We start from the raw sequence: 13,843 nt of genomic DNA on the forward strand, positions 1-13,843 counted from the left end.
CGCACCCCACAAACGTCAGGCCAGGTCGCCGCGTTCGCGCAGCAGTGGCAGGAGGTGGTCGCGGACGGCGGGGGCCAGGCGCAGGGTGTCGTCGCGGCCGTCGGTCCAGCGCAGGTCGGCGAGTTCGGCGGCGGGGACGGGCTCGCGGTCCAGGGTGGCGGTGAAGACGGTCATCAGCATGGGCACGCCTTCGAGGGCGGCGGTGGCGCGGATGTCGGTGAGGTGGCGGGGGTCGACCGGGGCCGCGCCGAGTTCCTCGCCCAGTTCGCGGGCGAGTGCCTGGAGGGCGTCCTCGCCGGGGTCGGGCTTGCCGCCGGGCAGGTAGAAGACCTCGGGGGCGGCCTGCTTGCTGACGACCAGGAGCCGGCCTTCCTGGACGATCGCGGCGGCGGCGACGGTGAGCGGGGCGGTCGGGGCGTCCGGGGTGCTGGTGGCTGCGGAGTCGATCATGGGATTGATTCTCGCAGGTGGGAGGTGGTGCCGACGGAGCACCCTTGCAGGTCCCTGCGCGCGCAATTATTGTCTGCGATTGTAAGTGCAGCTGCAAAAGTTGCATGCTCTCCCCTTCGCATTGGCGCCGACCCCATCGGGAGTCCGACATGAGCACCTCCCTCTTCGCCCCGTTCACCCTGCGGTCCCTGACCGTCCCCAACCGGATCTGGATGCCGGCGATGTGCCAGTACAGCGCCGTCCCGGACGGGGACGCGGCCGGTGTCCCGACCGACTGGCACTTCGCCCACCTCGCGGCCCGCGCCGCCGGCGGCACCGGGCTGATCATCACCGAGGCCACCGCGGTCAGCCCCGAAGGGCGCATCACCCCGTACGACCTCGGCATCTGGAACGACGAGCAGGTCGCGGCCTTCCGCCGGATCACCTCCTTCCTGAAGAGCCAGGGCACCGTCCCAGCGATCCAGCTCGCCCACGCCGGCCGCAAGGGATCCACCGAGCGCACCTGGGTCGACCGCGGGCGTCCCGTCAGCCCGGACGAGGAGCACGGCTGGACCCCGGTCGGCCCCAGCGCCGAGGCCTTCTCCCCCGCCCACACCACGCCGGACGAGCTGACCGAGGAACAGATCGGCGAGATCGTCCGGCAGTTCGCCGACGCCGCCCGGCGCGCGCTCGACGCCGGCTTCCAGGTCGCCGAGGTCCACGGCGCCCACGGCTACCTGGTCCACCAGTTCCTCTCCCCCGCGGCCAACCACCGCACCGACGGCTACGGCGGCTCCTTCGAGGGGCGCATCCGCTTCGCGCTGGAGGTCGTCGACGCCGTCCGCTCGGTGTGGCCCGAGGACCTGCCGGTCTTCTTCCGCGTCTCCGCGACCGACTGGATCACCGAGAACCCGCAGGACGGCCGGGAGGGATGGACCTCGCAGGACACCGTCCGCCTCGCCAAGGAGCTCCAGGCCCACGGCGTCGACCTGCTCGACGTCTCCACCGGCGGCATCGTCCCCGACGCACGCATCGAGGCCGGGCCCGGCTTCCAGGTGCCCTTCGCCGAGGCCGTGCGCCGCGGGACCGACCTGCCGGTCGCCACCGTCGGCCTGATCACCGACCCCGCCCAGGCCCAGGCCATCCTCACCGAAGGCCGCGCCGACGCCGTCCTGATCGGCCGCGAACTGCTCCGCAACCCCTACTGGGCCCGCCACGCCGCCACCACCCTCGACGTCGAGGTCCCCACCCCCGCCCCGTACCACCTCGCCTGACCCCCGCAAGCCCCCGGAGCAGGAGGCCGACCACCTCGGCCTCCTGCGCCGCGATGGCCACGCCCGTACCGCCTGCTGCCAGGGCCAGCAGGCCCGCCACTGGCAGCCGGGCTTGTCCGCATCGCAGGCCACGCCCGGCCAGTTCGGCGCGCACCTCCTCCCGAACCCGTCGTACAGCCGGAGCGGCAGCAGCATCGGCCAACGACAGCTCCCGACCGAACGCCGTCCACACGGCCCGGTGCAGCGAAGTCACGTCACGTCCGGGGCCGGTGTGCACCACCCGCCGCAGTCGGCCAAGCCGACCGACATCGATCGCCCCCGCAAGGTGGAGTTCTACGACGGCCACTTTCAGCGCGGCCTTCGAACCGCCCCGCACTCCCGCGACACCGGCCGCTGGCAGGCCGTCCGTCCGCCCTCTAACGGGCAGCCACCGCAACAGCCCCGCACCGACAAGCCCGGCCACCGCGCACACGACACCGGTCGATCCCGTCACACCCCCCGTCAAGGGATAACCAGCCCCTCCCCGGCCCGCTTCCCCAGAAGAATGACACGGCCGGGTGACCGTCGCTCAGTTTCAGGCCCCCACCCTGGGCGGAAAATCAGGCCCGCCGACTTCCCACTCCACCCGCAATGAAGCCGCCGGCATGGCGCGACGCGGAAGATCAGGCTGTGGTCGGCGGTTCTTCCCCGGTGAGCTTCGGGCGAAGGGTTGTGGCGTGTTGGTGCCACCCCTTCGGATGGGGGTCGCAGGAAATCTTTCGGCTCCGGTAGGGCGCAGTGATGCCATTTCAGGGAGGTCGGGCCGCAAATTTTCCTGTGGAGGCGGGTTAGCGTGCGTGTCGGGTTTGAGTTGGAGTGCGCTCCAAGTCCTACGGTTTCTGCCGTGGTCGCCGCCGCCGGTGGTCGGCGGCCGGGACGACGGGAGAGGAGCAGCGCGGATGAGTGGGTCCGTGGAGGAGGCCGAGGTTCGGCGGGAGCGTTTCGCGCACGGGTTGGAGGTGCTCGACCGGGTCGACGGGGAGGCCGGTCGGCGGATGGTGGAGGCGCTGGGTGACGTCAGTCCCGAGCTCGGGCACCAGGTGGTCGCGTGGGGGTTCGGGGAGATCTACAGCCGTCCGGGGCTGGCGCCGCGTGAGCGGCAGTTGGTCACCCTGGGCATGCTGACGGCGCTGGGCGGGTGCGAGCCGCAGTTGGAGGTCCACGTCAACGCCTCGCTGAACGTCGGGCTGACGCCGCAGGAGATCGTCGAGGCGCTGCTGCACTCCGCCGCCTACTGCGGCTTCCCGAAGGCGCTGAACGCCACCTTCGTCGCCAAGAAGGTGTTCGGCGAGCGCGGCCTCCTGCCGGTCACGGCGGACCGCCCGGCCGACTGACCGGCTGACCGGCGGTCGGCAGCCGGCCGAGCGGCCCGGTGGTGCATGTGCTCTGGTGCGACGGCGGTGCCGCACCTGGCCCGCCCTGCTGGAACAGGGCAAGCCGGATCCCCTGGGTGGTGTCGAGTGGCAACGGCCGGGGAGACCGCGTGCGTGAGACGTGGGGCTTGGGAGCCGGGCGCCCCCGGGCCCTGGCCCTGGGCGGGGCCTGTGCGGGGCGCTCACCCCGCCGATATCCACAGAGGATGGCGTTTCGCATTCCTCGTGGCAAGCCCGAAGGGGCGCGGAGGGTCGGACACGGCGGGTACCCGGGCCCCGGGGCGTGGCCGGGCCGGCGGCCGTGAGCTGCGGATTCATCCCGACGGGTTCTCAACTTCGAGTGGGACAAAGCGAGAAACGGGGGCGTAAAGCGTTGGACCGCCCCCGCAGGCCACGGCGACCCTGTGCGTGGGTGTCCGGCCCGCCCGGCTCTGGAAGGCCGGGCGGGCGCGCGAGGACCCCGGTCGAGTGGCAACAACCGCAACCCAGCGAAGCGGAGACCGCATGGAACAGCAGTACACCCCGGCCGCGCACGCGGCGTGCGTCGAGGTCCGGACGGCGCCGGGGGCCCCGGTGCCCGTCCCGGCCACCGTGCTCGTGGTCGTCGTCCTTCTCCTCACCACCGCCCTGACCGCCTTCGGCACCCCCGCCCGTACCGCCGTCGCCACCCTGGCCGGTGCCGGGCTGCTCGGCATAGAGCTGGTGCGCCGCCTGGCCGAGGCGCTCACCGCCCTCCGGGCCCGCTAGGAGGCGGCCGGTGGGGCGCCTGAACAGCGCCCTGGTTGAAGGGGACAAGGACATCCGGACGCTCGCGCAGTGGCTGCGTGCCCTGCGCGAGCGTTCCGGCCTCACCTACAGCCAGATGGCGCGCAAGACCGCCGGATTCGCCCGGCCCGTCTCCCTCGCCACCCTCTCCCGCGCGGACGAGGGCCGTACGGTGCCGACCTGGCCGGTCACCGAGGCCTACGTCCGGGCCTGCGGCGGCTCGGTGCGCACCGCCGAGCGGCTGTGGCTGCGCGCCCGCGCCGCCCGGGCCGGGCGGCGCGGGAGCGGGGCCAAGGCCGTGCCGGTCGCACCCGCCGCGGCCGGCGCGGTTCGGGCCCTGCCGTACGTCACGCAGCGCTGCGAACTGCTCGTCGCCATGCGGCGGTTGCGGCTGCGCGCGGGGAGCCCGTCCCTGCGCGAGTTGGAGACGCGCGCGGTGCGGGGGGCGGTGAGCCACCTGCCGCGCAGCACCCTGCACGGGGTGCTGGCGGGTGAGCGGGACTGCACCGAGCGGGTCCTCGTCGAGTTCGTCCGGGCCTGCGGGGTGGGCCCGGTGGAGGAGGCCGAGTGGATCGCGGCCCTGCGCCGTACCGCCGGCGCCCCTCCCCCGCCGCCCGACGTCCACCGCCGACTCGCCGAGGCCCACGCCGAGGTCCGGCGCCTGCGCCGTGCCCTCGACGACCGCCCCGCGCGGGAAGTCGGTCCGGCCGACTTCCCGAGCCGCGTCGGCCGGCTGACGGGACGGCCCGTCCCCCGGCCAAGGGCCCCGCGCACGAACGCGGGAGGCCGACGGCCCCGGCCTGCCGCACCGGAGCGGCCCCTCGACGCCCCCACCGAGCCGCGGCGAGGAGTCGGTCCGGCCGACTTCCCGTGCCGTAGCGGGTAGTGGTGCCTACGGCGAAGGCGGGATCGGTGGTGGTTCCCCCTCGGGCAGCAGGTGCCGGCCGAAGTGCGCCGTGAGGAACGTGGCGATCGCCTCCGCATCGGTGGACTCCGCAGGCAGGTCACCCGGGCGGGGCTGGTGGAGACCGATGAGTTCATCCCGCAAACGGGCATCGAGAAGCGGCACTTGGTAGCGGTCGATGGTCCCGCGGTGGGACAACCGGTCGAAGACCCTGACCCCGGGGCAGCGGCCGGACCGCGGCGACCGCGCCAGCTGGCTGTCCTGCCGGGAGCCGACGTGGACGTAGTCCGCGTTCCTCAGCGCTCCGTCGAGGTACGGGGTGGGGAGGTCCTTCGCCGAGGCGGGCGGAGGCGGGCGGTGCGGTGGTCACCGGATCCGCCGGGGCGGGCGGTGCGCCGGGGCGTCAGTCCCGCCGCAGCAACCAGCGGTAGATCAGGACTGCCGTGACGACGCCGACGGCCAGGACCGCGACGTCGACCCCTTCGAGTGCGGCCGGGTCCTGCCCGTGGTGCTGGTACAGCCCGGACAGCAGGACCCTGGCGGCCAGGGCCGCCACCGCCCCGCCGCCGGTGGCGAGCAGGGCCTCGACCTGGCCGGTGCGCCGGGGCATCGGCTCAGAACCCGGTCAGGGTCGTCTTGCCGATCGCCGCACCGGACTCCTGGAGGCGGTGGGCGGCCCGGAGATTGGCGGCGGTGACGGGGCCGAGGTCGCGGGTGGCGGTGGTGGTCAGGACGCCCGCGTCCACCAGGCGCGCGACCCGGTCGAGGATCCGGTGCTGCACGGCCTGGTCGGCGGTGGCGTGCAGGGAGCGGGTGAACATGAACTCCCAGTGGAAGGAGATGCTCTTGCCCTTGAGGACACCGATGTCCAGGGAGTCGAAGTCGTCGATGGCGACGATGCCGCCGAAGGGCTTCAGTGCCTCGGCGTAGGCGGTGAGGTTGCGGTCGGTGGCGACGGTGCCGAAGACGTGGTCGAGACCGCCGGGGGCGACCTTCGCCAGTTGCGGGCCGAGCGGGAGCGTGTGGTCGATCACGTGGTCGGCGCCCATGCGGCGGGCGAACTCGGCCGACTCCGGGCGGGACGCGGTGCCGATCACGGTCAGGCCGGTGAGGGTGCGGGCGAGCTGGGTGACGAGCGAGCCGACGCCGCCCGCGGCGGCGGTCACCAGCAGGGTGCCGCCCTGCTCCGGGCCGCCGGTGCCCAGGCCGAGGCGCTCGAAGAGACCCTCCCAGGCGGTCAGCGCGGTCAGCGGCAGCGCGGCGGCACCGGCGAAGGAGAGGGTGGCCGGCTTGTGGCCGACCAGGCGCTCGTCCACCGCGTGGTAGCGGGAGTTGGCACCGGGCCGATCCAGGGCGCCGGCGTAGTACACCTCGTCGCCGACCTCGAACAGCTCCACCCGCGCGCCGACCGCGACCACGGTGCCGGCCGCGTCCCAGCCCAGCACCCGCGGCTCTCCGCCCGGGTCGGCGTTCTGCCGGACCTTGTGGTCCACCGGGTTGACGGCCACCGCCTCCACCCGCACCAGCAGGTCGCGCGGGCCCGGCTGGGGTACGGGCAGCTCGACGTCGAGCAGGCTCTGCGGGTCATCGACCGGCAGGCTCCGGCGGTAGGCGACGGCGGGCATCGTCACGGGGATCGTGGTCGTCGCGGGCATCAGGGGTCTCCTCGTCGTCGGGGCGGCGCACCGCCGTCCGGGCACGTCGGCGACGGTATGCGAGGGGTAGTGGTTACCCGCAAGGACCATTGGTACCCATCGGGTACCGAAGCAGTACCCGATGGGTACCATCGGCGGGTGACGACGACCCGCACAACGACGACCCTCGCGCCGACAACCCACCCGCCGAAGACCCACGCCCCCGACTGCACCGACCCCAAGTCCGTCTACGCCGCGGCCTGCCCCTGCCGCGACATGCTCGACCTGCTCGCCAACAAGTGGAGCGCCCTCGCCCTGGGAGCCCTGGAGGACGGCCCGCAACGCTTCGGCGCGCTGCGCACCCGCCTGCAGGGTGTCAGCCCCAAGGTCCTCACCCAGACCCTGCGCCGGCTGGAGGAGCACGGCCTGGTCCATCGCGAGATCCACGCCGAGGTCCCTCCGCGGGTCGAGTACAGCCTCACCGCGCTGGGCGTGGACGCCTGCGTCCCGCTGGCGCACCTGCGCACCTGGGTGGAGCGCAACATCGACCGCTTTCCCGGCCCCGCCTGAGCCCGGCGAGCCCGAAGTGCCCCGGGGCGGCAAGTCGCCGCCGCCCCGGGGCACTTCGGGCGGCGGCGGGCAGCGGCGGCGATGGCGGGCGGCGGTGTCAGGCCAGTTCGAGGGTGTACAGGTCGGGGACGGTGTTCTGCAGGATCTGGCTCCCGTTGGTGTCGTGGTACTGCGCGGAGAACCACAGGTCGGTGTGCTGGATCCGCAGGGCGAAGAGGTCGGTGCCCGGCACCTTCAGCATGGAGAACTGCTGGTGCTCGGGCACGTAGTCGTCGTCGCAGCCGACGGTGAGGAGCCAGGCTCCCGGGTCGCGGAACCCGCGGTCGACGGACATGCACCAGTGGCGCCAGCCGTCCCGGAAGACCACCCGTTCGCTGCCGTCCCCCTGGCGCTTGCGGCAGACCTGCCACTTCTGGTTGTCCTGGTCCTCCCACTGGTACTGGATGACCGAGCCGTGGTTCCAGGAGGACAGGGCGACGGTCAGGTACTGCCTGTCGCCGGGGGCCTTGATGCGGTAGTAGCCCGCGTCGCAGGCGAAGTCGCTCCCCCGGTCCGGGACCGGGGCCGGGGCGGGCGCGGCCACCGCGGCCGGTGCCGTGGTGAGCAGCAGGGCGCCGGCGAGCGCGGTGGTGGCGAGCGCGGTCAGTCGTCGGAGCCGTCCGGACGGGCGCGCTGCGCGGCGGCGCGGTCCCGGGCGAAGTGCTGTGGGCATCGTGAACTCGCTTTCGCGGCTGGGTGGTCGGGGGCGGCGGGTGCGGCCGGTCAGCAGGACAGCCGCTGGCGGGCGGCCCCGCGCACGGTGCCGGCCGGCTCCGGGGAGGCGCAGGAGACGGTGCCCAGCTCGGGGACGTCGTAGGTGGTGTAGGTGCCCTTGCCGCCGGGGCTGGTGTTCACCCAGAAGCCGGTGGTGCCCGTGGCGCGCGCGCAGGTGTACTGCACCCATTCGCCGCTGACCTTCTTGGTGCCGCGGTAGAGGCCGTAGTAGCCGGGCTTGTTGAGGTACCAGGTGGTGGAGACGGTGCTCGTGGTGGTGGAGGAGGTGGTCTTCTGGACGTCGAAGCCGACCTTGGCGGACACCTTGAGGAACAGGAAGCCGGCGGAGGCCGAGATCGTGGTGCTGTTGTTGACGGTGGTGGTGACGGAGTCGACCCGGGTCAGGGTCTCGGTGCGCTGACCGGTGGTGCCGTCGGCGACGTTGACCGCCAGGAAGTCGGTGACGAGGGGCTCGACCTTGCTGCTGAGGACCTCGGTCCACTCGGTGTCCACGGCGGGGTTGCAGAAGGCCGTCGGGGGCGCCGGCACGGGGGCCGCGGCGGCGGCGGTGGCGCTGACCAGGCCGAACGAGGTGAAGGCGGTGAGCAGTGCGGCGCTCGATGCCATCGCGCGGCGCAGGGGGCGCCGGCGGTTCGGCGGGTGCGGGGAGCTCACGGGGGTCTCCTTCCGAGGAGGTGGGGTCGGCCGGTCGCGGCACCCGCTGGGTGCGCGGCGGTGCCGTGCGGGTGCCGTCCGGACTGGTGGAGATCCTGCCGCGGCCCGTCACGAATTCCTCATGACCGGATCACGATGTACGCACGGGCGGCCCGACGACATGCCATGGACAGGACACGTCGCCCGGGCCAAGATGACCTTGCCCCGCCGTCGTCCGTGCCCGTACGGCCGGTCGGGCGGCGGCACCGAGCACCCCCAGGGACGCGAACGGGCGCGACGGAAGAGCGGAAGCGCGAAAGAGCACAAGAGCACAAGAGCGGAAGAGCGGAAGAGCGGAAAGAGCGGCAGCGCCGGTGCGCCACCACGGCGGCCGGCCCACCGGAGGGGCGGGGCGTGGAGTTCAGGATCCTGGGGGCATTGGAGGTGCGGGCCCCGGACTCCACGGTGCTCGCCGTCGGCGGGCGGCGCCAACAGGCCCTGCTGGCCGCACTGGTGGCCCATGCCGGGAGGACGGTGTCGGTGTCCCGGCTGGTCGACGCGGTCTGGGACGAGGCGCCGCCGGCCACGGCCGACCGCCAGGTCAGGAACATGGTCGGCCTGTTGCGCCGGGCGCTCACCCCCGGCCCGGGGCAGGCCCCGCCGATCCGCACCGACGGCCCCGGCTACCTCCTCGACGGGCCCGAAGTCCGGGTGGACGCCCTGGAGTTCGTCGCCCTGGTGGAGTCCGCCGCCACCGCGGGCGCCGACCGGGTCGCCCGGTTGCGCGGCGCGCTGGCGCTGTGGCGCGGCCCGGCGCTGGACGGGCTGCCGGGCCGGGCGCTGGCGGCGGTCGCGGCCGGCCTGGAGGAGCGGCGGATGTCCGCCCTGGAGCTGCTCTACGAGCTGGAGCTGACGGCCGGGCGGCCCGACCGGATCGTCTCCGAACTCACCGCCCTGGTCACCGAGTTCCCGATCCGCGACGGCCTGGTGCGGCACCTGATGACGGCCCTGGCCCGTTCCGGCCGGCACGCCGAGGGCCTGGCGGTCTACCGCCGTCACGCCGGGCACCTCGCGCAGGAGCTGGGCCTGGACCCCTCCCCCGAACTGCGCTCGCTCCAGCGCGAGTTACTGGGAGCGGCGGATCCGTCCGCGCCCCACCGGTCCGAGCCGGCGGCCCCGCCCGCGCAACCGCCCCGTCCGCGCCCGGCTCAACTCCCCTGGGAGCTGCCGTCCTTCGTCGGCCGCGACGACCACATGCGCACCATGGACCGCCACCTGACCGGCCCCGGCAGCACCCCCGCCACCGACCCCGCCGACGGCCCCACCGGCTCACCCCCACCCCCCACGGCCGTCACCGTGATCACCGGCATCGCCGGCGGCGGCAAGTCGGCCCTGGCCGTGCGCTGGTCCCAGCGCGCCCGCGACCGGTTCCCCGACGGCCAGCTCTTCGCCGACCTGCACGGCTGGTCGCCGGCCGGCCCGCAGGAGCCGCACGCCGTCCTCGCCGCCTTCCTGCGGGCCCTCGGCGTGCCGACCGGGGAGGTCCCGGGCCGGCTCGACGAGGCGGCCTCGCTCTACCGCTCCGTCCTGGCCGGCCGCCGGGTCCTGATCGTCCTGGACAACGCGCTCGACGCCGAGCAGGTCCGCCCGCTACTGCCCGGCAGTGGGGGCTGCGCGGTCGTCGTGACCAGCCGCGACCGGCTCACCGGGCTCGTCGTGCGCGAGGGCGCCCACCGGATCGAGCTGGCGGACTTCAGCCCCGCCGAGGGACGGGCGCTGGTGCGCCGGGTGCTCGGGGCCGAACGCGTCGAGGGCCGGGAGCACGCCGTCACGCGGCTGCTCGACGCCTGCGGCCACCTCCCGCTGGCCGTCGGCCTCGCCGTCGCCCGGCTGCGCGACCGCCCGCACCACGACCTCGCCGACTTCGCCGCCGAACTCGCCGCCGCGGGCACCCGCCTGGACGTCCTCGAAGCGGACGGCGACGACCCGTCCACCCGGCTGCGCACGGTGTTCGCGCTGTCCTACCGCGCCCTCGACGCGCCCGCCGGACGCCTCCTGCGGCTGCTCGCGACCAGCCCCGCCGTCGACCTGTCGACACCGGTCGCCCAGGCGGTCGGCGGACTGGACGGCCCGCAGAGCGCACGGCTCCTGCGCCGGCTCGCCAACGTCCACCTCCTCGCCGAGCACTCCGCCGGCCGCTACCGCTTCCACGACCTGGTCCGGCTGTTCGCCGTCGAGCGGGCCGCGCAGCAGGAGAGCGAGCACTCCCACGACCTCGCCCGGCGCCGCTGGTACGCCTGGTGCCTGCACCAGGCGTCGGCCGCCGCCCGGATGCTGATACCCGGACGGCCCCGGGTGCCGCTGCCGCCCCCGCCCGAGGGCCTGCCCACCACGGCCTTCGCCGGACCGGACGAGGCCATGCGGTGGTGCGACGGGCAGCGCGACAACCTGCTCGCCACCCCCGGCCACGCCTACGAGCACCAGGACGACGAGACCGCCTGGAAACTCCCCGCGCTGCTGTGGATCCACCTCCACCGCAGCGGCCTGCACGCCGAACGGCTGGCCCTGGGCCGCACCGCCGTGGCCGCGGCCAGGCGCCTCGCGGACCCGCTCGCCGAGGGCCGCGCCCTCAACGACCAGGGCCACGCCTGGAGCACCGTGGGCGACCTGGTCCGGGCCCGACGGCACTACGAACAGGCCCTCGCCCTGGTGCGCACGGCCGCCGACCCGGCGGCCGAGGGCCAGGTACTGGCCAACCTCGGCGCGCTCCACTTCTTCTCCCACGACTACGCCGAAGCCGCCCGCCACTACGAGGGCGCCCTGCGGCTGCTGCCCGCCGACGGCCCGGACGCCGACCACTGGACGATCCGCCTGTGCGAGACCAGCCTCGCCTCGGTCCACCTCTTCCTCGGCCGGTACGAGGACGCGCGGGCCCTGGCCGAACGGCTGCTCGCACCCGGACTGGGCCTCCACGACACCGTCCTGGGCTGCTCGCTGCGCAACGTCCTCGGCCTCGCCCGCTACGCCGCCGGACGGCCCGACGAGGCGCTGCACCACTTCGCGCGGTCCCTGTCCGTCGGCCGGCACGTCACCGGGTTCACCGACCAGCGGGCCAACTCCCTGGCCGGACTGGCCGCCGCGCAGCAGGCCCTGGGCCGCCCGGGCGCCGCCCGCCGCTCCTGGGCCGCCGCCCTCGACCTGTACCAGGACCTCCCCGCCCACTACCGCAGCCCGGTCGCCCTCCTGACCACCCTCGGCTTCACCCCACCCGACCTCTCCTGACCCTGCCCCCGGCCGCCTACGACCACGAGGGCGGCCGGGGGCGGGGTCAGGCGGGAAGGCCGGGCAGCGGGGGCCCGGCGGGCAGGCCGGCGAGGCGGCCGGAGGTAGGCGGGCGGCCGGGGCGGACGGGCGAACCGGCCCGGCGAGATCAGGTGAGAAGGCCGGGCGACCAGGCGGCAGGGTCCCGGCGGCCAGGCGGGAGAGTCGGGCAGACGAACCGACCAGGCGGCAGGGCCCCAACGGTCGGGCGGCCCGGGCGGCAGGGCCCCAGCGGTCGGGCAGTCCGTCGAGGGAGCCCCTACTCCTCCGCCGGGCCGGGCAGGCTGAGCGTCACCCGCAGACCGCCGGACGGTTCGGGGGTCAGGTGGAGTTCCCCGTGGTGGGCCTCCGCGACGGCGGCGACGATGGCCAGGCCCAGGCCGTGGCCGCGGCGGGACGGGTCGGTCTGGGCGGTGCGGCCGCGCCCGCGCAGGAACGGTTCGGTGAAGGTGACCACGGCCTCCGCCGTCAGCTGCGGGCCGGTGTTGGCGACGGTGAGGTGCACCCGCCCGGGCCGCTCGGGGTCGGCCCCGGTGGCGACGGTGACCCGCCCGCCGGCCCCGGCCGGCAGGTTGTGCCGCAGGGCGTTGTGCAGCAGGTTGACGGCCGTCTGACGCAGCAGCACCGCGTTGCCGGTGGTCGGGGCGGGGCGCAGGTCGGCGGTGAGGGTGATGCCGAGGTCCTCGGCCTCGTCGCGGACGGCGGCCAGCGCCTCGCCCGTGGCAGTGGCGAGGTCGGTGGGGGCGAGGTCGGGCGGGGCGTTGCCGAGGTCGGCGAGTTGGAGCAGGGCCTCGCTGATCTCGATGGCGCGCCGGTTGGTGTCCTGGAGGCGGGTGACGAGCAGGCGCCAGTCCTGGCCGGCCGGGTCGGCGGCGGCGACCTGGAGCAGGGTGTGGGTGATCGCCAGCGGGGTGCGCAGTTCGTGGGAGGCGTTGGCGGCGAAGCGCTGCTGGGCCTCGAAGGAGCGCTGGAGGCGCGCCAGCATCTCGTCGAAGGCGTCGGAGAGGTCGGTGAACTCGTCGCGCGGCCCGGCGAGGGCGATGCGGTGTTCCAGCGCCCCGCTCGCGGCGCGGTGGGCGGCGCGGGTGATGTCCTGCAGCGGGCGCAGCACCCGGCCGGCGATCAGCCAGCCGCCGACCAGGCCGACGGCGGTCAGCAGGGCCAGGGCGTAGCCGCTGGCGGTGAGCAGGGAGTGCAGGATCTCCTGGCGGGAGGGGGCGTCGGAGCGGTAGCGGGGGTTGGAGGAGGTGAGGGGGTAGTTGGGGACGTAGCGCATGCCGACGTAGACGACGGCGAGGGAGAGGAGCCCGGCGGTGACGGCGAAGAGGGTGTAGCTGAGGGTCAGCCGCATCCGGGCGGTGAGGCGGTGGGGCCGTTTGCGTGCGGTCACCGGGTGCCCTCACCGGGGGTGGTATCGGCGCCGGGGGCAGTACCGGGGTCGACGAAGGGGTCGGCGAGGCGGTAGCCGACCCCCGGCACGGTGTGGATCACCCACGGGTCGCCGAGGCGTTTGCGCAGGCCGGAGATGGTGATGCGGACGGCGTTGGTGAAGGGGTCGGCGTTCTCGTCCCAGGCGCGTTCCAGCAGGTCCTCGGCGCTGATGACGCCGCCGCGCGCCGTCATCAGGACCTCCAGGACGGCGAACTGCTTGCGGGACAGGCCCACGTAGCGGCCGTCCCGGTAGACCTCGCGGCGGAAGGAGTCCAGGCGCAGCCCGGCGTACTCCAGGACGGGCGGGGCGGCCTGGGCGGGGCGGCGGGCCAGCGAGCGCAGCCGTACGACGAGTTCGGCGAGGTCGAAGGGCTTGGTGAGGTAGTCGTCGGCGCCGAGTTCGAAGCCGGCGACCTTCTCGTTCAGGCGGGCGGCGGCGGTGAGCATCAGCACCCGGCAGCCCAGGGCGCGCTCGACGATGCTGCGGCAGACGTCGTCGCCGTGGGTGCCGGGGATGTCGCGGTCGAGGACGACGACGTCGTAGCTGTGGACGGCCAAGCGCTCCAGCGCCGCGTCGCCGTCGGTGACGATGTCGCAGGCGATCGCCTCCAGCCGCAGGCCGGCCTGGACCGCCTCCGCGAGGTAGATCTCGTCCTCCACCACCAGGACCCGCACGTGCCGTTCTCCCGTCGTCGC

13 protein-coding genes are annotated in these 13,843 nt (G+C 74.6%); 6 read left to right on the top strand and 7 right to left on the bottom strand.

Annotated features, from left to right (window positions below; genetic code table 11):
- Window positions 1-15: 15 nt before the first annotated feature.
- Window positions 16-450, bottom strand: a complete 435-nt coding sequence (locus ACWDBE_RS26825) for an NUDIX hydrolase (RefSeq protein ID WP_449790222.1) — start codon at window positions 448-450, stop codon at window positions 16-18.
- 149 nt (window positions 451-599) lie between these two features.
- On the opposite strand from ACWDBE_RS26825, the gene ACWDBE_RS26830 reads away from it, so the two are divergent.
- The 4 genes from ACWDBE_RS26830 to ACWDBE_RS26845 all read left to right on the top strand — a co-directional run bounded on the left by ACWDBE_RS26830 (window position 600) and on the right by ACWDBE_RS26845 (window position 4,766).
- Window positions 600-1,703, top strand: a complete 1,104-nt coding sequence (locus ACWDBE_RS26830) for an NADH:flavin oxidoreductase/NADH oxidase (RefSeq protein WP_449809327.1) — start codon at window positions 600-602, stop codon at window positions 1,701-1,703.
- 938 nt (window positions 1,704-2,641) lie between these two features.
- Window positions 2,642-3,076, top strand: a complete 435-nt coding sequence (locus ACWDBE_RS26835) for a carboxymuconolactone decarboxylase family protein (protein ID WP_449809328.1) — start codon at window positions 2,642-2,644, stop codon at window positions 3,074-3,076.
- A gap of 543 nt (window positions 3,077-3,619) precedes the next feature.
- Complete coding sequence (locus tag ACWDBE_RS26840; RefSeq protein ID WP_449793058.1) at window positions 3,620-3,862, top strand: hypothetical protein; 243 nt, start codon at window positions 3,620-3,622, stop codon at window positions 3,860-3,862.
- Between the two features lie 10 nt (window positions 3,863-3,872).
- Window positions 3,873-4,766 carry a helix-turn-helix domain-containing protein gene (locus ACWDBE_RS26845; RefSeq protein ID WP_449809329.1) on the top strand — a complete coding sequence of 298 codons (894 nt, stop codon included), beginning with the start codon at window positions 3,873-3,875 and terminating at the stop codon, window positions 4,764-4,766.
- A 421-nt stretch (window positions 4,767-5,187) separates the two neighbouring features.
- Here the strand turns inward: ACWDBE_RS26845 and ACWDBE_RS26850 are convergent, their stop codons facing one another.
- Both ACWDBE_RS26850 and ACWDBE_RS26855 read right to left on the bottom strand, forming a co-directional pair.
- Entirely contained in the window at window positions 5,188-5,394 is a 207-nt protein-coding gene (locus ACWDBE_RS26850; RefSeq protein ID WP_449793060.1) for a hypothetical protein, read from the bottom strand.
- 4 nt (window positions 5,395-5,398) lie between these two features.
- The gene (locus ACWDBE_RS26855; RefSeq protein ID WP_449793061.1) at window positions 5,399-6,439 is read right to left on the bottom strand and encodes a zinc-binding alcohol dehydrogenase family protein; all 1,041 of its coding nucleotides are present in this window, start codon (window positions 6,437-6,439) and stop codon (window positions 5,399-5,401) included.
- 138 nt (window positions 6,440-6,577) lie between these two features.
- Here ACWDBE_RS26855 and ACWDBE_RS26860 point away from each other — a divergent pair, with 138 nt between their 5' ends.
- Window positions 6,578-6,988, top strand: a complete 411-nt coding sequence (locus tag ACWDBE_RS26860; protein WP_449793062.1) for a winged helix-turn-helix transcriptional regulator — start codon at window positions 6,578-6,580, stop codon at window positions 6,986-6,988.
- Between the two features lie 97 nt (window positions 6,989-7,085).
- On the opposite strand, the gene ACWDBE_RS26865 is transcribed toward ACWDBE_RS26860, so the two are convergent.
- The gene (locus tag ACWDBE_RS26865) at window positions 7,086-7,700 is read right to left on the bottom strand and encodes an RICIN domain-containing protein (protein ID WP_449793063.1); all 615 of its coding nucleotides are present in this window, start codon (window positions 7,698-7,700) and stop codon (window positions 7,086-7,088) included.
- A 50-nt stretch (window positions 7,701-7,750) separates the two neighbouring features.
- Entirely contained in the window at window positions 7,751-8,416 is a 666-nt protein-coding gene (locus tag ACWDBE_RS26870) for a hypothetical protein (RefSeq protein ID WP_449793064.1), read from the bottom strand.
- Window positions 8,417-8,809: 393 nt separating this feature from the next.
- Here ACWDBE_RS26870 and ACWDBE_RS26875 point away from each other — a divergent pair, with 393 nt between their 5' ends.
- Window positions 8,810-11,677, top strand: a complete 2,868-nt coding sequence (locus tag ACWDBE_RS26875; RefSeq protein WP_449809330.1) for an AfsR/SARP family transcriptional regulator — start codon at window positions 8,810-8,812, stop codon at window positions 11,675-11,677.
- A gap of 298 nt (window positions 11,678-11,975) precedes the next feature.
- Here ACWDBE_RS26875 and ACWDBE_RS26880 read toward each other — a convergent pair whose 3' ends face one another.
- Together ACWDBE_RS26880 and ACWDBE_RS26885 are read right to left on the bottom strand one after the other, a co-directional pair.
- Entirely contained in the window at window positions 11,976-13,106 is a 1,131-nt protein-coding gene (locus ACWDBE_RS26880; protein ID WP_449809331.1) for a sensor histidine kinase, read from the bottom strand.
- The gene (locus ACWDBE_RS26885; protein ID WP_449809352.1) at window positions 13,103-13,822 is read right to left on the bottom strand and encodes a response regulator transcription factor; all 720 of its coding nucleotides are present in this window, start codon (window positions 13,820-13,822) and stop codon (window positions 13,103-13,105) included. The genes ACWDBE_RS26880 and ACWDBE_RS26885 overlap by 4 nt, the downstream gene beginning before the upstream one ends.
- Between the last annotated feature and the right edge of the window lie 21 nt (window positions 13,823-13,843).

The organism is Kitasatospora sp. NPDC001132 (assembly GCF_053598415.1).